Source organism: Nocardia sp. NPDC059180 (genome assembly GCF_042754945.1).
GTDB lineage: Bacteria > Actinomycetota > Actinomycetes > Mycobacteriales > Mycobacteriaceae > Nocardia.
Window position 1 is genome coordinate 455455 of sequence record NZ_JBHZBU010000003.1, and the last position, 24186, is coordinate 479640.

General features: G+C 67.6%; 5 protein-coding genes. 4 read left to right on the forward strand and 1 reads right to left on the reverse strand.

Annotation, left to right across the window (positions count from 1 at the left end):
* Positions 1 to 144 precede the first annotated feature (144 nt).
* From ACFXNW_RS12555 to ACFXNW_RS12570, 4 genes are all read left to right on the forward strand, one after another.
* On the forward strand, positions 145 to 18750 hold the full coding sequence (locus ACFXNW_RS12555) for a non-ribosomal peptide synthase/polyketide synthase (RefSeq protein WP_379417759.1): 18606 nt from the start codon (positions 145 to 147) through the stop codon (positions 18748 to 18750).
* Between the two features lie 562 nt (positions 18751 to 19312).
* Positions 19313 to 21064 (forward strand): acyl-CoA dehydrogenase, encoded by a 1752-nt coding sequence (locus tag ACFXNW_RS12560; protein ID WP_379417760.1) that lies wholly within the window; start codon positions 19313 to 19315, stop codon positions 21062 to 21064.
* A 271-nt stretch (positions 21065 to 21335) separates the two neighbouring features.
* Entirely contained in the window at positions 21336 to 22583 is a 1248-nt protein-coding gene (locus tag ACFXNW_RS12565) for a cytochrome P450 (protein ID WP_379417761.1), read from the forward strand.
* A 348-nt stretch (positions 22584 to 22931) separates the two neighbouring features.
* Positions 22932 to 23291, forward strand: coding sequence for a DUF4254 domain-containing protein (locus ACFXNW_RS12570; RefSeq protein WP_379418125.1), 360 nt, complete (start codon positions 22932 to 22934; stop codon positions 23289 to 23291).
* A gap of 94 nt (positions 23292 to 23385) precedes the next feature.
* On the opposite strand, the gene ACFXNW_RS12575 is transcribed toward ACFXNW_RS12570, so the two are convergent.
* Positions 23386 to 24183 (reverse strand): ABC transporter permease, encoded by a 798-nt coding sequence (locus ACFXNW_RS12575; RefSeq protein WP_379417762.1) that lies wholly within the window; start codon positions 24181 to 24183, stop codon positions 23386 to 23388.
* Between the last annotated feature and the right edge of the window lie 3 nt (positions 24184 to 24186).

Here is a 24186-nt window from a genome sequence, read left to right on the forward strand (position 1 = left end):
TCGCCGTCGGCTCCGGTACCCGGCGGACCGGATCGACCCTGAGAGTGAACCGCCCCCCGTATGACTGCCACTCGCTCTTCGGGGCGCCGCCGTACCACCAATCGCCGCTCTCGTAGCCTGCTGCTGGTCCATCTGCTGACCGCAATGGTCGACACGGCAGCCGATTCGGTCGCGATTCGTGACAACCCGACCGGCGATGCCGCTGACCAGCGCACCCTGACCTACCGCGAGGTCGACGAGGCGTCCTCGCGGTTGGCTCGATATTTGATCGAACGCGGGCTCGGACCAGGCGACTTCATCGCAGTGGCCATCACTCGCTCGGTGGAGTCCGTGCTCGCGGTGTGGGCGATCGCCAAGACCGGTGCGACCTACGTTCCGGTGGACCCCGGCTACCCGACCGAGCGGATCGCCCACATGCTGGCGGACTCCGGTGCGGCGGTCGGGATCACCGCCGAGGCCCACCGTGGCGAGCTGCCGAGTGCCGGGATCGAATGGATCGCGGTCGACGACATCGCGGTCCGCACGAGCGTCGCGGCGCGCGCCGGGCACCCGGTGTCCTATCAGGATCGGGTACGGCCGCTGACCCACCAGCACGTCGCGTACGTCATCTACACCTCGGGATCCACCGGAAAACCGAAGGGTGTCGCGGTGACCCATGCCGGGCTGGCCACCCTGGCCGCATCGGAGATCTCGCTGCGCGGTGTCGACCGGGACTCGCGGGTGACGCATCTGTGTTCGCCGAGCTTCGACTTCTCGGTGATCGAGATGCTGCTCGCCTTCACCGCCGGTGCCACGCTGGTCGTGGTGCCGCCGATGGTGTTCGGCGGCACCGAACTCGCCGAGCTGCTGCTGCGCGAACGCGTCACGCATCTGTGCATCACCCCGGCCGCGCTGGAATCGGTCGATCCGACCGGCTTGGACGAACTGCGTGCCGTTCTGTGTGGCGGTGACCGGCTCCGTTCCGAACTGGTGGATCGGTGGGCGCGGGGTGGTCGTCGCGTGTTCAACGTGTACGGCCCCACCGAGACCACCATCTTCGCCAGCACCGCCGCGCTGCTGGCCGGGGATTCGGTGCATATCGGCACCACGGTGCCGGGTATGGCCGCGTACGTGCTGGATTCGCGGTTGCGCATGGTGCCCGACGGGACAGTCGGTGAGCTGTATCTGGCGGGGCCGGCGCTCGCGCAGGGGTACCTGCACCGCCGCGGGCTCAGCGCCGAGCGTTTCGTGGCCGATCCGTTCTCGATGGGGGAGGACAGCGGTACCAGGATGTACCGCACCGGAGATATGGTGCGGCGGACCGTGTCCGGGGTTCTGGAATACCACGGTCGTGTCGATTTCCAGGTGAAGATCCGCGGCCTGCGCATCGAACTGCACGAGATCGATGCCGCGCTGACCGCCCACCCGGACATCGATTACGCCGCCACACTGGGTGTGGCACTCCCGACGGGCAGCGCGCTGGCGTCCTATGTGCTGCCGCGCTCGTGCTCGCCGAGCGAACCCGGCGCGGGGCGGGTAGCCGTGGACACCGGCGAACTCGCCGAGTTCCTCGCCGAGACGTTGCCGACGTACATGATCCCCGCGGCGATCACCGTCCTCGACGAACTGCCCCTCACCCCGGTGGGCAAATTGGATCGCGCCGCATTGCCCGCCCCGGTGTTGCGCACCCGGCAGTTCCGTGCGCCCGCGACACCCGCCGAGCAGCAGGTCGCGGCGATTTTCACCGAACTGCTCATGTCAGCCGACACAGGCGATGACGTTCGCGTCGGCGCCGACGACGACTTCTTCGAACTCGGCGGCAATTCGCTGCTCGCGACACAGGCGACCGCGCGCCTGGGCACGGTGTCGGGTACTCGCGTGCCGGTCGCCTGGCTGTTCGAGGCGCCGACGGTGGCGAAGCTGGCCGCACGCGTGCAGGCCTCGGCCGACCGGTCCTACTCCGCACCGCGTCCGGTCGCCCGACCCGACCGCATACCGCTGTCGTATGCGCAGCAGCGGATGTGGTTCCTCAACCGGTTCGACCCGATGGCCGCCACCAACAATATTCCGCTGGCCGTCCGGTTGACCGGGCAGCTGGACGAGCCCGCACTGCGTGCCGCGATCACCGACCTCGTGGCGCGGCACGAGGTGTTGCGGACCAGCTATCCGGAGCACGACGGCATCGGCACCCAGCGTGTGCACAGCCCTGCCGACCCGCTGGCGACGCCAGAGCTGCTCGTTGTCGCGAGCACCGAATCCGAACTGGCCGAGCGGGTCCTGGACACCGTGCTCGCGGGATTCGATGTCACCGCGGCACCGCCGATCCGGCTGCGGTTGCTGCGGGTGGGCGAGAACGAGCATGTGCTGATCAGCGTGATGCACCACATCGCTGGTGACGGCACATCCATGGCACCGCTGGCTCGCGATCTGATGACCGCGTACTCTGCCCGCGCGCTGGGCTCGGCACCGGCCTGGCAGCCACTGCCGGTGCAGTACGCCGACTACACGCTGTGGCAGCGGGAGATGCTCGGCGACGAATCCGATCCGACCGCACTGCTCGCGCGCCAGATCGCGTTCTGGCGCGATCGGCTTGCGGGTCTGCCGCAGCATCTGGATCTGCCCGCCGACCATCCGCGTCCGGCGGTGTTCTCCGGTCGCGGCGCGACCAGCGAATTCGAGATCGACGCGACCGTGCACGCGGCGCTGGAGCGGCTGGCGCAGCGCCACGACGGCACGCTGTTCATGGTGGTGCACACGGCGTTCGCGCTACTGCTCGCCCGGTTGTCGGGTACTCGTGACATCTGCGTCGGGACACCGGTGGCCGGCCGTGCCGACGCGTCGCTGAGCGAGCTGATCGGCATGTTCGTCAACACCGTCGCCCTGCGCACCGAGGTCGACGCCGAATACACCTTCACCCAATTGCTCGAGCACGTCCGCACCCGCGACATCGAAGCCTTCGGCCACGTCGATGTGCCGTTCGAGCGACTGGTGGAACTGCTCGATCCGGTCCGGTCGGGTGCGCATCATCCGCTGTTCCAGGTGATGCTGACGTTCCAGAACTTCGCGTCCGAGGCACTGGAGCTACCCGAGCTGACCGTCTCCACCGTCGATATGGCGGTGCCGCTGGCCAAGGTCGACCTCGAACTGACCATGGTGCCGCGTGCCGACGGCCGCAGCCCCGCGGGGATCTCCGCGGCGTTCACCTACGCCACCGACCTGTTCGAGGCGGCGACGGTGGCGGGGTTCGCCCGGCGGCTCGGCGCGATACTCGCGGCCGTCGCGGAATCTGCGGACCAGGTCGTCGGCGATATCGACCTGCTCGACACCGACGAGCGCGTCGCCATTCTGGCCGACTGGAACGCCACCGACCATCCTCTGGTCACCGAACCTGTTCTCGCCGGCTACCGGCGCGCGGTCGCACGGCACCCCGGCGCGGTCGCCCTCAGGTACGCGGACACCGCCCTCACCTACGCCGAGTTCGATACCAGGGTCAACCGGCTGGCGCGTGTGCTCATCAGCCACGGCGTCGGTGCGGAGACGCTGGTCGGCCTCGCTGTCCGGCGTTCGGTCGACCTCGTGGTCGGCATGTACGCGATCCTCACCGCGGGCGGTGCCTACGTGCCCGTCGATCCCGATCATCCGATCGAGCGGATCGCGCATGTACTCGATACCGCCCGGCCCGTGTGTGTGCTCACCACCGGTGCCGATGCGCCGCGGATGCCGCAGCACGTCGCGGTGCTGCGGATGGACACCATCGGTACTGCGCTGCTGTCCGGTACGCCGATCGGTGCCGATGAGTTGTTGCGCCCGGTGTTGCCGCAGCATCCCGCGTACGTGATCTTCACCTCCGGTTCGACCGGCCGCCCCAAGGGTGTCGCGGTGTCGCACGCGGCGATCGACAACCAGATCCGTTGGATGCTCGCGCAGTATCCGATGCATCTGGGGGATGTGTACCTGCAGAAGACAGCAACCACCTTCGACGTTTCACTGTGGGGCTATCTCATGCCACTGCGGGCGGGCGCCGAACTGGTCGTCGCCGATCACGACGGGCACCGGGATCCGGAGTACCTCGCGCAGCTCATTGCCGCCCACCGTGTCACGGTGACCGATTTCGTCCCCTCGATGCTGACCGTGTTTGCCGCACATGCCCCGGCCACGGCCCTGGAGAGCTTGCGCGACATCTTCGTCATCGGCGAGGCGCTGCCCCCGGAAACCGTGCGCGCGGTCCGGGCCGTCACCGAGGCGCAGGTGCACAATCTGTACGGGCCCACCGAGGCCGCGGTATCGGTCACCTACTGGCCGGCGGGCGACGGCACGCAGGCGAGTGTCCCGATCGGGCTCCCGCAATGGAATACGCGAGTGTATGTGCTGGACTCGCGGCTGCGACCGGTACCGGCGGGTGTGCGCGGCGAACTCTATCTGGCGGGCGACCAGCTGGCACGCGGCTATCTCAGCCAGGCCGCGCAGACCGCCGGACGATTCGTCGCGAACCCCTTCGACACCGGCGCGCGGATGTATCGCACCGGCGATCTGGTGGTCTGGCGCGCGCCGAGCACAGCCGAACCGGCGCGGCTCGAGTACCTGGGGCGCACCGACTTTCAGGTGAAATTCCGTGGCCAGCGGATCGAGCTCGGTGAGATCGAGTCGGCATTGCTCGCGCAGCCGGGGGTGAGCCAGGCGGTGGCCATGGTGCGGCCGTCGGATGTCGGCGACCGGTTGGTGGCCTATGCGGTGCCGCGACCGGGGCACACGATGGAGCAGCGAGATCTGCTCGACGCCGCCGCCGAATTCTTGCCCGCGTACATGGTGCCGTCCGCAGTCGTCGTCCTCGCGGATCTGCCGTTGAACGCCAGCGGCAAATTGGATCGCCAGGCGTTGCCGGAGCCGGTGTTCGAGGTCGGTGAGTTCCGGCCGCCGACCGATCCGAAGGAGCAAGCCGTCGCGGGGGTCTTCGCGGATCTGCTCGGCGTGGAGCGTGTCGGTGCCGACGACGACTTCTTCGCACTGGGCGGAAACTCGTTGCTCGCCACGCGGGTGGTTGCCCGCCTCAACGAAGCCCTCGACACCGAGGTCTCCGTACGTGACCTCTTCGACGCACCCCGGGTGTCCGCGCTCGCCACCCGGATGAGCTCCCGGCACGGCAGCACTCGTGCACCACTGGTCCGTAGGCAACGCCCGGCGCGGGTGCCGCTGTCACTCGCGCAACAGCGAATGTGGGTACTCAACCGGATCGAACCGGAGTCCGGCGCTTACAACATGCCGTTCGCGATCCGGTTGTCCGGTCGGCTGGACCGCACCGCGCTCGGCGCCGCCGTCTGCGATGTTCTCGAGCGCCACGAGGCGCTGCGGACGCGGTTCCCCGCCGACGCCGACGGATTGCCATACCAGCAGATCCTGCCGGTGCGGGAGGTACTTCCCGACGGCCTCGTCGTCGAGGACGACGTCGCCGATGTGACCGGCACAGTCGCAGGCTTGATGGCGACGGGCTTCGACATCACCACTGCCGCGCCGGTGCGCTTGCGGCTGTTCAGTTCCGGCGACGATCACCTGCTCGCCATGGTGGTGCACCACATCGCGGCCGACGGTGCGTCGCTGGCACCGTTGGCTCGCGACCTGATGGCCGCCTATCTCGCGCGCACGAGCGGGTCCGCACCGGACTGGCCGGCGCTACCGGTGCAGTACGCGGACTACGCGATCTGGCAGCGTGCGGCCATCGGCGACTACGAGTCCACGACCTCGATCGCCGCCGAGCAGCTGAAGTATTGGCGTGAGTCACTGGCCGGACTCGCCGGAGTACCGGAACTGCCGGCCGATCGTCCACGGCCGCAGACACCGTCGGCGCGCGGCGGTTCGACGGCGATCACCGTCGAGCCCCGAGTCCACCACCAGCTGATCGGTCTCGCGCGCAAGCACAACGCGACGATGTTCATGGTCCTGCACGCGGCGCTCGCGGTGCTGCTCGCACGGCTGAGCGGTAGCGCCGATACCGTCATCGGCACACCGGTCGCCGGTCGCGGGGAGCGTGTACTCGACGACCTGGTCGGCATGTTCGTCAACACCCTCGCCCTGCGCGTCGAGGTCGCGCCGTCGGCCGGCTTCGCGACCCTGCTCGATCAGGTGCGTGAGACCGATCTGTCGGCGTTCGTCAACGCCGACGTCCCGTTCGAACGGGTCGTCGAGGAGGTCGACGCGGCGCGCAGCGCGACCGGCAACCCCTTGTTCTCGGTGGTCTTGTCGTTCGACAACCTCGAACAGCCCGCACTGGAATTGCCCGGCCTGACCGTCCGCGCGCTCGACACCGGCGAGATCACCGCGAAATTCGATCTCCAGGTGATCGTCGAGCCCACTCATGGCGACGACGGTGCTCCGGCACAGATCGCCGTGGTCTTCGCCTACGCCGCGGATCTTTTCGACGAGCCCACCGTTGCGGCCTTCGCCCGCCGATTCGTGCGTGTGCTGACCGCGGTGGCCGCCGATCCGTCTGCTCCGGTAGGCGATATCGACATCCTGGACAACAACGAAGCCCGCCTCGTCGGTGGCAGGGCCGCGCCGCGTCCGGTGGACGCCGAGCACGCCGACATCGCCCTGCTGCCGGATCTGCTCGCCGACGCCGTCGAGAACAACCCCGACGGGGTCGCGGTGATCCTCGCCGACGGCACGCAGACGCTGGATCAACTGGACTATCTCGACCTCGACGAACGATCCACCCGGCTGGCGCGGGCCCTGCTCGCACGCGGGATCGGACCGGAAGACCTTGTTGCGGTGGGAATCCCCCGATCCGCCGAATCGGTGCTCGCGGTATGGGCGATCGCGAAAACCGGTGCGGCGTTCGTGCCGGTCGACCCGGACTATCCCGCCGACCGGATCGCGCATATGGTCGCGGATTCTCGCGCGGTCCTCGGTCTCACCGTTGCCGCGGTACAAGGCTCGCTGCCAGGGCCGATCGAGTGGCTGGCGCTCGATTCGGCTGACTGCGCCGACGAACTCGCCTCGGTGAAGGCCGATCCGATCACCGACCGTGATCGGGTGCGGCCACTGCGTCCGCAGCACCCGGCTTATGTCATCTATACCTCCGGGTCCACCGGTACCCCGAAGGGTGTCGTGGTCAGCCAGGCAGGCCTGTCCGGGTTCTGCGCCGAACAGCGCGATCGCTACCGGGTGACCAGCAGTTCGCGCACACTGCATTTCGCCTCGCCCTCGTTCGACGCCTCGGTTCTGGAACTGCTGCTCGCGGTCGGCGGCGCGACCACCATGGTGGTCGTCGCACCGACGGTCTACGGCGGCGCAGAGCTGACCGAGCTACTGCGGCGGGAGCGGGTGACCCATGCGTTCATCACGCCTGCGGCGTTGACATCGATGGATCCCGCGGGCCTGGATCGACTGCGCGTGGTGATCTCCGGTGGTGAGGCCTGCCCGCCCGAGCTGGTGCGGCGCTGGGTGCTGCCGATCGCGGGCAGGCGGACCCGGGAGTTCTACAACGGCTACGGGCCCACCGAGACCACCATCATGACCAACATCAGCGAACCACTGGTTCCGGATGCCCCGGTCACGATCGGCGCACCGATCCCCGGCATGTGCTCACTGGTGCTCGACAGCAGATTGCGTCCGGTGCCCGAGGGGGTCACCGGAGAGCATTACCTCGCGGGCGCGCAGCTCGCGCGTGGCTACCACGACCGGCCCGGGCTGACCGCCGCGCGCTTCGTCGCCGACCCGTACGGCCCGCCCGGTGCGCGGCTGTATCGCAGCGGTGACCTCGTGCGCCACCGGGTCACCGACGGTGGGCCGACCGTGGAGTATGTGGGACGCAATGATTTCCAGGTGAAGGTCCGCGGGTTCCGGATCGAACTCGGCGAGATCGACGCCGTACTGGGCGACCGTCCGGAGGTGGACTTCGCCGTCACCGTCGGACGCGCCTCCGGATCCGGGGCGACCATCCTCGTGTCGTACGTGCTTCCCGCCGCAGGCGCCACAGTGGACACGGCCGCGGTCGTCACTGCGCTCGGTCGCGTCCTTCCCGCACATATGGTGCCGACCGCGATCGTCGTTCTCGATGAGATCCCGCTGACCCCGGTGGGCAAACTCGACCGCCGGGCCCTGCCCGAGCCGCAGTTGCACGCCACCGGGTTCCGGGCTCCGTCAGGAAGATTCGAACAGGCCGTCGCGTCGGTGTTCACCGAACTGCTCCATCCCACACGTCCGCTCGGCGCCGACGACGACTTCTTCCAGCTGGGCGGGAACTCGTTGATCGCCACCCAGGCCGCGACCCGGCTCGGTGCGAGGCTCGAGGTACAGGTCCCGGTCCGGCTGCTGTTCGAGGCGCCGACGGTGTCCGCGTTGGCGGCGCGCGCCGAGGAAGACACAGGCACGCAAGGCCGTGCGCCGCTGACAGCCACGTCGCGCCCCGCGCATATCCCGCTCTCGCCCGCGCAGCAGCGCATGTGGTTCCTCAATCAGTTCGACACCACGTCAACGGCCTACAACGTGCCGATCGCGATCCGTCTCACCGGGGAACTGGACGTGCCCGCGCTGCGTTCGGCGATCACCGACGTGGTGGCCAGACATGAGATCCTTCGCACGGTCTACCCGCGGACAGAGCACGGCCCCGGCCAGGTGATCCTCCCGGTGGAGCAGGCGTTGCCCCACCTCGACGAGCGAGTCGTGGCGGGTGCGGACGTCGAATCGACGGTAGCCGAGCTGATCTCGACGACCTTCGACGTCACCCGCGCCGTACCCGTCGCGATGGCGCTGTTGCGGGTGGCCGAGGCGGCTGTGGCCGAGCATGTGCTCGTCATGGTGGTGCACCACATCTGCGCCGACGGCTCGTCGTTCGGGCCACTGACCCGTGACCTGATGACCGCCTATACCGCGCGACTGGCCGCAACCACTCCCGCATGGCCGCCGCTGCCGGTGCAGTATGCCGATTACAGCCTCTGGCAGCGCGAACTGCTCGGCGACGACGCGGATCCGGCGTCGATGGCGGCCACGCAGCTCGACCATTGGCAGCGGAATCTGGCCGGACTGCCCGACCGGATCGATCTGCCGACCGACCGGCCGCGACCTGCCGTGCAGACGTATGCGGGTGGCAAGGTCGAGGTCGCCATCGATGCCGGAACGCACCGGGCTCTGGTCGATCTCGCGCGTGCGCACAACGCGACGCTGTTCATGGTGGTGCAAGCCGCCTTCTCGGTGCTACTGGCCCGGTTGTCGCGGTCTGCGGATGTCGCCATCGGCACCCCGATCGCGGGGCGCGGTGAGGCGGTGCTCGACGATCTCATCGGCATGTTCGTCAACACCCTGGTCTTCCGTACCCGGGTCGACGCAGGCGAACCGTTCGACGAGCTGCTGGTCCGGCAGCGAGAGAACGCGATCGCGGCCTTCGCGAACGCCGATATCCCGTTCGAGCGGCTGGTCGAGGTCTTGAACCCGGCCCGTTCCACCGCGCGTCACCCGCTGTTCCAGGTGGGATTGTCGTTCCAGAATCTGGCCGAAGCGACGCTGGAACTGCCCGGTCTGTCGGTCAGTCCGGTATCGGTCGACGCCGCGGTCTCACAGTTCGACCTGCACCTGATCGTGAGCGACAGCTACACCGGCGAGGGCGCCCCGGCGGGTATCGGAGGCTACCTCACCTACGCCCACGATCTGTTCGACCAGGCGTCCGCGCAGCGTATCGCCGCTCGTTTCACGCGGCTGCTGGCCGCTGTCGCGGTCGATCCAGCCGCGCCGGTCGGGGCGATCGAGATTCTGGGCGACGCCGAGCGCGCCGATATCTTCGACGGCCGCAACCGCACCGACCACGTGGTCGACCCGACGGCGACGCTGGCCTCGCTACTGGATGAAACCATCGCCGCGACACCGCATGCGGTAGCCCTGGTCGCCGATACCGCGGAGGGCACCGTCGAGGTGACCTATGGCGAACTCGATGCCAGGGTCAATCGGCTCGCGCGCTATCTCATCTCCATGGGGGTCGGCCCGGAGAACCGGGTGGCACTGGTCTTCGAGCGGTCGATCGATCTGGTCGTCGCGATGTACGCGGTGACCAAGTCGGGTGCCGCGTATGTGCCGGTGGATCCGAGTCACCCCGTGCGGCGCGTCCAGCACATCCTGGCCACCACCGCGCCGGTCTGTGTGCTCGCGGGCACCGACATCGACACCGATATCGCGCCCGTGGTGCGGCCTGTGGACCTCGATCTCTCCGCGTTCGCGGCGACACCCATCCGCGACGTGGACCGGGTGACGGAACTGCGGCCCGCGCATACCGCGTATGTCATCTTCACCTCGGGGTCCACCGGACAGCCGAAGGGTGTCGCGGTGCCGCACGCCGCGATCGTGAATCAATTGGTCTGGAAGGCCGCCGAATTCGGCCTCGATGCCGCTGACGCGGTACTGCTGAAGACCACCGCGGCTTTCGACCTGTCGGTCTGGGAGTTCTGGACGGCTGCGATCTGCGGTGGCCGGCTGGTGATCGCCGCCCCCGACGGCCACCGTGATCCGGCCTACCTCGCTGAACTGATGACGCGCGAATGGGTCACCACCCTCCATGCGGTGCCGTCCATGCTGGACGCGCTGGTCACCGCCGGGATGCCCGACTCGGTGTGGCGCATCCTCGCGATCGGGGAGGCACTGCCGGCCGGCCTCGCCCAGCGGGTGCGCCGCGCACACCCGCGCACGGAACTGTTCAATCTCTACGGTCCCACCGAGACCGCCGTCTCGGTAACCAGCTATCGGGTCCACACAGTCGACGGCGCCTCGGTGCCGATCGGTGTACCAGCCTGGAACACCCGCGTCTATGTCCTCGACGAGCTGTTGCGTCCCGTCCCCGACGGCGTCGTAGGGGAGTTGTATCTGGCCGGTGCGCAGCTCGCCCGTGGCTACCACGGGCGACCGGAGCTGACCGCGGACCGGTTCGTGGCCGATCCGTTCGGTACCGGCGGCCGCATGTACCGCACCGGCGATCTGGTCTCCTGGAACGGTGCGGGCGAGCTCGGCTATCACGGACGCGACGACTCGCAGGTGAAGGTTCACGGCTTCCGGATCGAACTCGGCGAAATCGAGGCCGCGCTGCTGGCCATGCCTGCGGTCGCGCGGGCCGCGGCGATGGTGCGATCGCACCCCCACCTCGGCGACCGCGTCGTCGCCTACGTCGTCGCGACCGATATCGGTCCGGCTCAGATTGTTTCGGCACTTCGTGAGCAGCTGCCGTCCTATCTGGTGCCCGCTGACATCGTGATACTCGAGGCACTGCCACTGACCGCGAACGGCAAACTCGACCGGTCGGCCTTGCCGGAACCCGACATCGAGACCATGCCCTCGCGTGCGCCCTCGACCCCGTTCGAAGAGATCGTCGCCGGCGTATTCGCGGATGTCCTCGGAGTCGGCCGGGTCGGCGCCGATGACGACTTCTTCGCCCGCGGTGGCAATTCCCTGCTGGCCACCCAGGTCGCCGTGCGGATCGGTACCGCGCTCGGCACCACCGTGCCCGTGCGTGCCCTGTTCGAAGCTCCCACCGTCGCGGGCCTTGCGGCGCTGGCCGCACACGGTGCCGACCACGCCCGTCCGGCACTGGTGGCGCGTCCCCGACCGGATCGCATCCCGCTGTCTTTGCCACAGCAGCGGATGTGGTTCCTCAACCAGTTCGACACCGATTCGGCCGCGTACAACGTCCCGGTCGCGGTGCGGTTGACCGGAGAGCTGGATGTCGCTGCCCTCGGGCAGGCCGTCGCGGACCTGATCACCCGGCACGAAATCCTGCGCACCGTCTATCCGAAGACCAGCAGCGGCCCGGTGCAGGTCGTGCTGCCCGCGAACTCGGTATCGCTCGACCCCGTCGACGTCGCAGGCGATGAGATCGAATCCGCGGTCGCGGCGGTGATCTCGGCCGGCTTCGACGTCACCGCGGAGGTTCCGCTGCGGATCGCGCTGTTCCGTATCGTCGACGCACTGACCGGCACGCCGGAACACGTGCTGGCCATGGTGATTCACCACATCTGCGGCGACGGCTCGTCGGTGGGGCCGATGACCCGAGATCTGATGACCGCGTACATGGCTCGGTCGGCAGGTTCGGCGCCGACCTGGACACCGCTCGCGGTGCAGTACGCCGACTACAGCATCTGGCAGCGCGAGCTGCTCGGCGCCGAGGACGACCCCGCCTCCGCCGCGGCTACCCAGCTCGCGTACTGGACCGCCGAACTCGCTGATCTACCGGACCAGCTGGATCTACCGTCGGACCGGCCGCGTCCGGCCACTCAGTCTTACGCGGGCGGAAAGGTGTCGGTGCGGATCGACGCCGCCACTCATCAGGCGCTGATCCAGCTCGCCCGCAGCGAGGGCGCGACCCTGTTCATGGTGCTGCACACCGCGTTCGCGGTTCTGCTTGCGCGCCTTTCCGGCGGCGACGACATCGCGATCGGGACCCCGACGGCGGGTCGCGGCGACGCGGTAGTGGACGAGCTGATCGGCATGTTCGTCAACACCCTGGTGTTCCGCACCAGGGTCGACCCGGCGTACACCTTCCCTGAACTGCTGGCGCGGCAACGCGAAACCGATATTCAGGCCTTCACCCACGCCGATGTGCCGTTCGAGCGTCTGGTCGAGGTGCTGAACCCGGTGCGCTCCACCGCACGTCATCCGCTGTTCCAGGTGGGTCTGTCGTTCCAGAACTTTGCCTCCGCGGCGCTGGAGCTGCCAGGCCTCACCGTCTCCGGACTGGACGTCGACACCGGAATCTCGCAGTTCGACCTGCATCTGATCGTGGCCGACGGCTACGACGATTCGGGCGCGCCCACCGGTATCGAGGGGGTCCTCACCTACGCGAGCGACCTCTTCGACGATTCGACCGCACACGGCTTCGCCGACCGGCTGATTCGAATCCTGACAATCATCACCTCCGACACCACCACGGCGATCGGTGATCTCGAGATCATGACTCCGGACGAGCGGCAGGTCGTGCTGGTGGAGCGAAACTCCACCGCGGTCCCGGTCGACAGCGTGACGACCCTGAGTTCGCTGTTCGCCGCCACTGCTGCCAGTTCGGTGGATACTGTCGCCGTCGCCGCGGATGTGCCGGACCACGGGCGGGTCGTGCTGACCTACGGTCAACTCGAGGCGAGGGTGAATCGCCTGGCCCGGTACCTGATATCGCGTGGTGTCGGTCCGGAGACGCGGGTGGCGCTGGCGCTGCGGCGTTCGGTGGATCTGGTGGTGGCCATGTACGCGGTGGCCGCCTCGGGTGGTGCCTATGTGCCGGTCGATCCCGATCAGCCCGCCGAACGTATCGGCCACATCCTGGAGACTGCCGCGCCGATCTGTGTGCTCACCACGGGCCCGGCCGAATTCAGCACCGCGGTCGCGCCGGTGGTGTCGCTGGCGGATCTACGGCTCGACCACGTCGATTCCGCGCCCGTCACCGATGCCGACCGGATCGCGCCACTGCGCCCGCAGCACACCGCCTACGTGATCTTCACTTCCGGTTCGACCGGACGGCCCAAGGGCGTTGCGGTGACCCATGCGGCGATCGTCAACCAGTTGCGGTATCAGAACGACCACTTCGGTCTGAGCGCGGCGGACACGATGCTGCTGAAGACGGCGGCCACCTTCGATCTGTCGGTGTGGGAGTTCTGGGGAGCGGCAGCCTGCGGCGGCCGCATGGTGATCGCAGCGCCCGACGGCCATCGCGATCCGTCGTACCTGAGCGGGTTGATCTCCCGTGAGCGCGTGAGCACCCTGCATGTGGTGCCATCCATGCTGGATGTCCTGCTCACGGCCGGGATTCCGGAATCGGTGCGGCGCGTGCTCGCCATCGGTGAGGAACTGCCTGCCACGCTCGCGCGACGATTCCGGCGGGAACATCCGCACGCGGAGCTGTTCAACCTCTATGGTCCGACCGAGGCCGCGGTATCGGTCACCAGCCACCTGGTCACCGACGCCGACGAACTGTCGGTGCCGATCGGTACGCCGCAGTGGAACAGCCGGGTCTATGTGCTGGACCGCCGCCTGCGACCCGTCCCGGCCGGCGTCGTCGGCGAGTTGTATCTGGCCGGTGCGCAATTGGCGCGTGCGTACTACGCCCGCCCGGATCTGACGGCCGAACGGTTCACCGCAGACCCCTTCGCTGCCGGCGATCGGATGTATCGCACCGGCGATCTGGTCGCGTGGAATCGCCGTGGCGAACTCGAATTCCGGGGTCGCAGCGATTTCCAGGTCAAGATCCGCGGCTTCCGCATCGAATTGGGAGAGATCGAGGCAGCGTTGCTCGCGGTGCCCTCGATCGCCCGGACCGCGGTGATCGCGCATACCGACGCGCGCGCCGGTGACCGGCTGGTGGCCTACCTGGTGCCATCCGGCGCGACGGGCATCGATATCGCGCAGGTCGTTTCGTCGCTGGAGGCGGCGCTGCCCTCGTATATGGTGCCCGCGGCGTTCGTGGTGCTGGACGCGCTGCCGCTGAACGTCAACGGCAAACTCGACCGAAGCGCGCTGCCCGAACCGGAGTTCGCGACCCGCGCTCACCGCGCGCCGTCGACCCCGATCGAGGAGATCGTCGCCGGCGCATACGCCGAGGTGCTCGGTCGGGAACGGGTCGGCGCCGAGGACGATTTCTTCGCACTCGGCGGGACGTCGCTGTTGGCGACCCAGGTGGTCGCGCGCGTGGCCGCCGCGCTCGACACGACGGTCGGGGTGCGGGAGCTGTTCGAGGCGCCGACGGTGGCCGAGCTCGCGGTGCGGGTCGAACGGCACGCGGGTTCCGGGAGCCGCCGTCCGCTGGTGGCGGGCCCACGACCGGAGCATATTCCGTTGTCGGCGGCCCAGCGGCGGATGTGGTTCCTCAACCAGTTCGAGCCCGCCTCGGCGGCATACAACATTCCGGTCGCGATCCGGCTGACCGGTCGCCTCGACGTCGATGCCCTCCGCAGCGCCGTGATCGATGTCGTCGACCGGCACGAATCGCTGCGCACGCTCTACCCGCAGACACCGGACGGGCCGATCCAGCGAATACTCGATACGGCCGACGCGGCGGTCGCGCTCGACGTCTCCCCGGTCGACCCCGCAGATGTCCCCGCTGTGGTCCACCGGCTGGTCACCACGGGCTTCGATGTGACCACCGAAGTACCGTTCCGCATCGCGCTGCTGCGCCCGGCGGACCACGAATTCATCCTGGTGTTCGTCGCCCACCATGTCAGCGCCGACGGCTGGTCGATGGCCCCGCTCACCCGGGACCTGATGCTCGCCTATGCCGCCCGCGCGGCGGGTATGGCGCCGGGTTGGTCTGCGCCAACGATTCAGTACGCGGACTACGGCCTCTGGCAGCACGACATGCTGGGCTCCATCGACGATCCGGACAGCGTCATCGCGGGCCAGACGCGCTACTGGCGCAACGCGCTGGCGGAGCTGCCCGAGGAACTGGCCCTGCCCACCGACCGTCCGCGCCCCGCGGTGCAGACCTTCGCCGGTGACCGGATCCGGTTCGAGATCGACGCCGATGTGCATCGCACCCTGCGCAAACTCGCCCGCGACCAGAACGCGACGCTGTTCATGGTGGTGCATGCGGCGCTCGCAGTGCTGCTGGCGCGGATCTCAGGCACCGATGACATCGCCATCGGCGCTCCGGTCGCCGGGCGCGGCGAACGTGAACTCGACGATGTGATCGGCATGTTCGTCAACACCCTCGTCTTGCGCACCAGGGTGCCGGGGAAACTGTCGTTCGAGCAGCTGCTCGCCGAGACCCGCAGTACCGACCTCCAGGCCTTCGCGCATGCCGATCTGCCCTTCGAACATCTGGTGGAGCTGCTCGAACCGGAACGTTCCACCGGGCGTCATCCGCTGTTCCAAGTGGCCTTGACCTTCGACAATCTGCCCGCCAGCAGTCTCGATCTGCCCGGGTTGCAGGTCGAGGCGCTGGATTTCGAGACCGAAACCGCGAAATTCGACCTCTCACTGACAATCCGGGAAGCCGGCACCAGCGTCGACGCCGATCATGGCGAGGTGGGGATGTACGCGGAGTTCGGCTTCGCCTCGGATCTGTTCGATCCCGCTACGGTGCGCGGCTTCGCCGACCGATTCGGCCGAATCCTGGCGGCGGTGGCCTGCGATCCCACACTGCCGGTCGGCGATATCGACCTGCTCACCCCGGAGGAACGCGCCGCGCTGCTGCCCGACCGGGTGCTGCCCCATCCCGTCGCACCCGAGGCAACACTGCCCGAATTGGTCGGCGCGCAGGCCCGGCATCGTCCCGAGGCGATGGCCGTGCGCTTCGATTCGGTGGCACTGAGCTACGGGCAGTTGTACCGGCGTGCCAACCAGGTAGCGCGCGCGCTGGCGGCTGCCGGTGCGGGACCGGAAACCCTGGTGGCGGTGGCAGTCGAGCGCACCGAAGACCTTCCGGTGGCATTGCTCGGTGTGCTCACCGCCGGCGCGGCGTATCTGCCCATCGATCTCGCCTACCCGGTCCAGCGCCTGCGCTACGTGCTCGCCGACGCCGCGCCGGTCTGCGTGTTGACCACCGCCGACCGGCAGTCGGCCGTCCCGGAGATCGATGTGCCGACAGTGCTGCTGGAGCAGGCCGAGGCGTTCGAGGACGGCCCGATGACCGATCGGGACCGGACGGCGCCACTGCGGCCGGACAACCTCGCCTACGTCATCTACACCTCCGGCTCCACGGGAATGCCCAAGGGCGTCGGGGTCACCCATCGCAATGCGATCGAGCTGTTCACCAGCACCCAGCCGTTGTTCGAATTCGACTCCAGCGATGTCTGGACCCTGTTCCATTCGTTCGCCTTCGACTTCTCGGTCTGGGAGCTGTGGTGCGCACTCGTGACCGGTGGCAGCGTCGTCGTCGTCGACTACGCTGCGTCACGATCACCGGAGCTGCTGCGTGAGCTGCTGATTCGCGAGCGGGTCACCGTGCTGAACCAGACACCGTCGGCGTTCTATCAGCTGGTGGCCTTCGATCACACTGCGGCGGCGGACGACGAGTTCGCCTTGCGCTACGTGATCTTCGGCGGCGAGGCGCTGGATCTGCGGCAGCTCGGCCGCTGGTACGAACGTCACCCGGTGGACGCGCCACGCCTGGTCAACATGTACGGCATCACCGAGACCACGGTGCACGTCTCCTTCCTGACACTCGACGAACAGATGGTCGACGACCCCGCCAGCCTCATCGGCCGCGCACTGCCCGGACTGGACACCTATGTCCTCGACCGGCGTCTGCATCCGGCGCCGGTCGGCACACCGGGGGAGATCCACGTCGCGGGCGCGCAACTGTCGCGGGGGTACCGGGGCCGGCCGGGCCTGACCGCCACGCGGTTCGTCGCCGATCCGTTCGGGCCGCCCGGATCCCGGATGTATCGTTCCGGCGACCTTGCGCGCTGGGCCGGCGCCGACGCAGGCCTCGCCTACGCGGGCCGCGGCGACCAGCAGGTGCAGTTGCGGGGCTTCCGGATCGAACTCGGCGAGATCGAATCGGCCATGCTGCGTTGTGCAGGCGTGCGCCAGGCCCTCGCCGTGGTCCACGCCGACGCCACTCTCGGTGATCAGCTGGTCGGCTACGTGCTGCCCGAGGCAGGGGTGGAGCTGGATCCAGGCGAGGTGCGCACGCGAGTGGGGCAATTCCTGACCGGCTACATGGTGCCTGCCACGATCATGGTGCTCGACACATTCCCACTGACCGCGAACGGCAAGCTCGATCGTCGCGCATTGCCCGCTCCGCGGTTCCGGGCCCGTGCCTACCGTGCACCGGCCGCTCCGCTCGCGGAAACCGTGGCCGCGAGCTTCGCGGCCGTGCTCGGCGTCGAACGCTTCGGTATGGACGACAACTTCTTCGAACAGGGTGGAAACTCGCTGATCGCGGCGAAACTGACGGTGCGGCTGTCCGAGGCGCTCGGTACCCGGATTCCGGTGATGCGAGTGTTCACCGCACCGACTCCCGCGGAATTCGTCACCGACCTCGCACGACGAGCCAACGACGGTATCGATACCGAGGCGGCTTTCGACGTACTGCTGCCTTTGCGTCCGGAGGGTTCGGCCGAGCCGCTGTTCTGTATCCACCCGGTATCCGGGATTTCCTGGTCCTATGCGGGCTTGGCGGCCCATCTCGATGCGGACCGGCCCATCTACGGGCTGCAGACACCCGTTCTCGCCGGGGCCGCGGCATTGCCGGAATCGATCGAGGAGTGGGCACAGCATTACCTCGAACGGATCCGTTCGGTCCAGCCCAGCGGGCCGTACCACCTGCTGGCGTGGTCGTTCGGCGGTGTCATAGCCCATGAGATCGCCGTGCGGATGCGGCGCGAGGGCGAGCAGGTGGCCGTTCTGGCGGTGATGGACAGCTATATGTCCGATCCGCCGGGGACGGTGACAAGTGATACCGGTCAGGTGCCGGTCGCCGAACTGATCGGCGGCCTGCTCGGTGATCTGACCGGTGATCTCGGCAATGTCGCCGACTTGGATTGGGCGGCGTTGCCACAGTTGATTGCCGAGCTGCCGGAGCCGTTCGCCTCCTTCGGCGCCGAGCGGGTCGGCCGGATCCTGGATGCCGCCGTGCACTCGGTGCAGTTGCGCAGTGCCTACACTCCGCCGACCTATCACGGCGACGTCATCTATTTCACCGCAGGACTCGACGATCCGACGGGTGCCGTCGGCGCGACGATCTGGGGTGAGGTCGTCGATGGGACGGTCCACAACCACGTGGTGACGACAACGCACTGGCGCATGACCACCGCCGCAGGGCTCTCCCAGATCGCCGCTGTCCTGAAGGAGGTATGGCACGGGGGCCGATAGCCGCCCGGTGTTCATATGTCGGTAGCGCGAAGGTGAACACCGGTGAGATTTTCGAAGCCATTGGTTTGCAGGAACTCTCGGTATCTGTGCGGCTCACCGCAGTGCCGGCTTCGGCTACTGCCGAGTAGCTGAATCGGGCAAGGACGGATCCGTCCAGACCGCCCGCCGTGGGGACGGGTTTGTGGCACAATACGTTTCGTGTCTCAGCCCGGCCATAGCAACTCTGCAGCACCAGTGGTGCCGCAGGTTGCCGTGATCGTTGTGGCGGTCGAGCAGAACACACAAATCACGAAGTCGGAGGTCGAGGCCGTCGAGCCGGACCCTCCGGACGGAGCGAATTCGCGCGGTGTCGGAGTTGGGATCAGTGATGCCCGACAGTCGTCCGGTGCAGCGGCATCTGTGAGATGCCGCGCCGTGACCGCATGCGCCGACACGGCTTGGGGGTGGGCAGCGTAGCCGGCCTTATCGGTGAACTCACCTGAGGCTCGTGGTGCATTGATCTTTCGATGTGAACCCGCGCGATCGTTTCGATTTCTCAATTGTGTTTCGAAAGGGATGGACAATGGCACGCACAGCGCTGGCCGAGCTTATTCGGCATGGCAACCCGGAGATTCATGAGCAGTTGCAGGAGATTCTGAGTAACCCGGACTTCGCCGTCACGGAGCAGCAGAGCCAGGAGCAGCGACGTCTCAACGCGTATGACCAATTGCGGTACCTGGTGGGCAAGCTCGGCAGCTCCAAGACCATCGCGACCGATCTGCCCTCCCTGTTCGCGGTGTTCGACTGGTCCGCAGTGCTGGCCACCGACCTGATCCCGCTGATCTCGGGGCACTACAACCTGGCCTCGGGCAGCCTGGCCACGCTGACCGACTCCGACTCCGCGGCGCCGTATCTCCAGGACCTCGACGATGCTTCCAGTGTCGGCGTCATGCTCCTCACCGAGTACGGGTGTGGCTCCAATATCGGCTTCATGGAGACCACCGCGACCTGGGACGGCGACGGGTTCGTGCTCAACACCCCGCACCCGCGGGCGCGAAAGTTCATGCCCAGTGTCGGGATCCCGGTATCGCGAGTCTGCGTCATCGGCGCGCGCTACATCGACGGTGCGGGTGTCGACCAGGGCGTGCACCTGTTCACGGCTCGGCTGCGTGACGCCAACGGCGACCCGGCCCCCGGCGTGACGATCACCCAGCTCGACCATCAGCCGCTGGTCATCATGGACAACTCGATCATCAGCTTCGACAATCTCCGGGTCGAGCGGAGCGCCTGGCTGAGTAACGACCTGGCCACCATCGATGACAACGGTGTGCTGACCTGGCGTGACGAGAAGAGCCAGAAGCGCGCGTTCCCCTCGGCGATCAGCCAGCTGACCGTCGGCCGGATGGCGCTATCGTCCTGCCTGAACGCCACGGCCCGCTCCGCGCTCTACGTCGCGCTGAGCTACGCCAATAAGCGCGTGGTTCCGATGACGGCTGTCGACCGGCCGCTGATGCTCGACCTTCCGCACGTGCGCGACACCCTGCTCACCGATCTGGCAGGCACTGTCGCACGCACGGTCTACGGCAACGAGATCAAGACCTTCCTCGCGGGCGGCGACCTCACCGATCGCGACACCGTGGTGACGGTCATGCTGGCCAAGTACTTCATCCAGCCGCATGCTTTGCAAACGGTCACCCACTCTCGCATCAAGATGGGTGCGCAGGGCATGTTCAGCGCCAACCGCGTCGCCGACTACCTCGGCGTATGCCATGCCGCCATCACCGGTGAGGGCGACTGCCACGTCCTCGGTTCCGTCGGCGGTCGCGTGCTGGCCAAACAGCTCGGGGCCACGCCGCTGCCCGAACTCCGTCTCCACGATCCCGCCGACCCGCAGGACCGCGCGCGCTTGCTCGATGCTCGGACGCTGACGATCGCGCACGAGGCGCAGCCGCAGCTGAACAATCCCGCACTCGCTGATCGGCTGGCTGTCATTCCGGCCGCGCTCGACGTCGCCGGGGCCTATTGCGCCGCAGAGGCCTTGGGGATGCTCGACAAGCATGCCGAGCACGCCGAGATCGCCGCGGTGCGCGACGTCTTCGCACTGCACTACCTCGACGAACACGCCACGTGGTATCTCACCCATGGCCTGCTCGACATCGCCGCTGTCAAGACGGTGCAGCAGCTGCTCGGCCAGGCCATCGACGACCTCGCAGCTAATCTGCCCGCACTGCTGGACGCCTTCGGTTTCGACGACGAGATTCTCGGCGCACCGGTGTTGTCCGATGATCTGGTCGCCGCGTGGGACTCCCACGTCGAGCAAGTGCGCCGCCGCTGAGTCGGTAAGGCAGCTCCGCGCCCAGCGCGCCCCGTCGGTCGGACGGGGCGCGCTGGGCGCTGTTGTGGCCGAGGGCAGCCGAAGGTGAGATAACACCCTGCCGCAACACCGCCGGTCGGAGTACGGTACACAAGGCCCGGCGATGTGGGTGGTTGAAGCACCAACCTGGCTGACAGAATCTTGTTGGCAGGGAACGGCATAGCAACCTGATGGCCTCGCTCGGTCCTCGCCTCGAAAGCTATGCTGCCGGAACCGATGTCAAGGAGACTACGTGCATTCGCAGCCCACGCAGGGTGCCAGCGCCGACGCATTTTCGCCGATCGAGGGCATAGGTCCTCGAATCCCGATCTACAGCGAGGAATTCGCGGCCGACCCGCACGGGGCGTACCGGCAGATGCGTCGGGACTACGGTCCGCTGGTACCGATCGAGATGTGGCCGGGAGTGCCCGCGACCCTGGTGACCAAATATCGCACCGCTGTGCGCATTCTCAACGACCCCGAGCATTTCCCGGCCGATCCGCGGGCCTGGCAGAAGACCGCACCGGCCGATATACCGATCATGCCGATGGTCGAGTACCGACCCAACGCGCTGCGTACCAGCGGTGCGGAGCACAACCGCTACCGCGGTGCGATGAACGACGCCTTGTCCGGGATCGACCTGAACACGCTGCGAGCGATGGTGGAGAACTCCGCCATCCCGATCACCAACACGTTCTGCGAGGACGGCTCCGCCGACGTATTGAGCCAGTACGTCCTGCCGCTGGTCTTCTCGGTCCTCTGCCAGGTACTCGGGTGCCCGCAGGACATCGGTGAGGAGGTCGCGGCCGCCAGCGCGGCGATGTTCGACGGTGTGGACACCGAAACGGTCAACGCGCAGATGGGCAATGCGTTGCTCGAGCTCACCGCTATGAAGCGCTCCCACCCCGCCGATGACGTCACCACGAGGCTGGTACAGCATTACGCCGGTCTGTCCGACGAGGAGATGGTGCAACAGCTCGTCCTGTTGTTCGCCGCCGGTGTCGAGCCGCCGGTGAACCTCATCGCCAACACTCTGGTGATGATGCTGAGCGATCCCCGCTTCACCAGCGTCGATCACAGTCTGCCCTTGTCGACCAGGACCGCACTCGATGAGATGCTGGCCATCGACCCGCCGATGGCGAACTACTGCATCACCTATCCGCGTCAGCCGATCCTGATCGAAAAGGTCTGGCTGCCCGCGAATCAGCCGGTGATCATCAGCATGGCCGCGTGCAATAACGACCCCGACATCAACACGGGCGAATTCGCGGGTAACGGATGGAATCTGGCCTTCAGCTCCGGCCCGCATGCCTGCCCCGCGCACGCGCGCCCGTTCTCCTATCTGCTCGCCCAGGACGCCATTGATCAGCTGCTGGACGCTCTCCCGGAACTGCGGCTCGCGGTGCCCAAGGAGCAGCTCGTGTGGCGTCCCGGACCGTTCCACCGCGCGTTGACGGCGCTGCCGGTGGTGTTCCCGCCCTCACCTCCGTTGAATCTCTGACGGTGTAGCCCCTTCGGGTGCAGGGCAGGGCAGGGCCGGTCGGATCGGCGACCCTGCCCCGCGCCCGCATGCCATTCCACGTACCGTCCGGTACGCATAAAGTAGTTCGCAACATTGCGTTCTGAGGTCTTGTGTTCTTGCATCGGTAAGTGCAAAATCCACGTAGCCTTGTTGTGAACAAGCGATCCGATCCGGATAACCGAACAGAGAGCCAATCATGTTGGTACAAAGTGTGATGGTGTCGGGTGAGTTCGGGGTGTGGGGATGAGCGCGCCGACGGTGGGGGTTCTGCCGACCGCGCCGCAGTTGCTGTGTGCCTTCCAAGGGCGACGATTCCAAGACCGCGAGATGCTGCGCTCGGCGCATGCGCTGGTCGAGCTGCACGAACGTCGCGGTCAATTGCGTGATACGGCTTTGGTAGCCGAAATCGACTGTCGCAGGGTGGAACTCGTCGACGACATCAATGAGTGGATCACTCAGGAGGTGCCGCAGCATCGCAACGGCGCCGCACTGCACACCGAGAGCCTCGGCGCGGTGATCGACCGAATGGCGCGCAGCTGGGTCAACGCCAACCAGGCCATCGACGTCACCGGCGCCCGCAGCGACAATACGCACAAGCACTGGTACCACTTGGCCGAACTCGTCGACGGATACACCGATTTGATCGCCGATGTGACCGGCGGCCGGCGGCGTCTTCCGGAGCAGTAGCGCCCGCACGGCGGTGCGATTCTGTCGAGCCCTCTCGACATCACGCCTATCGTTCGGCAGGTGCCCGTCATCGGATGGTGACGGGCACCGTCGGTCAGCGGAGCGCGGCGCGGCCCTTGATGCGCCCCAGCAGGATGAGTGCGAGCAGGGTGACCAGGACGAGGACGGTGGTGCCCGCTGCGGCGTCGAAGACCTCGCCGCGGTCGGTGAGGGCGAAGATGCTGACGGGCAGCGTCTTCCACGTCGCCGGATAGACCATGATGGTCGCGCCGAGTTCGCCCATGGACAGTGCGATGGCCAGGCCCGCGGCGGCGCCGAGCGCGGGCAACAGCAGCGGCAGGGTGACCTGGCACAGCACCCGGACCGGGCCCGCGCCCAGCGATTCGGCGGCCTGACGGTAGGCCGGGTCGAGGCGTTCGAGTGCGGCCGACACCGCACTGAACGCATATGCCAGGACCAGCACCGAATGCGCCACGATGACAATCCATGTGGTGCCACCGAGTAGTAGCGGTTGCTCGTTGAACGCGATCAGCACCCCGAGGCCGATTGCCACCGAGGGCACCGCGACCGGCAGATGGAACACCGCATCGGTCAGCTTGCGCCACCATCGCGGCGCCTCCCGGCCCGCCAGTGCCGCCCATGTGCCGAGCACCAGCGACACCGCACCCGCCGACAGCGCGGTCTGCACGCTGACCGACAGACTGGCCAATTGTTCACCCGACAGCGATCTTTCGAGGTTGGCGGTACCGAGATTCGACGGAAAGGGCCCGGTCCAACTGTCGGCCAAAGCCGCCGCCACCACGGTGGCGATGGGAGCCGCGAAGACCACGAGCACCACGACCGCGAAGACCGCGAGCACTACCGCGCGTCCGCGTCCGGTCCACACCAGCATGGG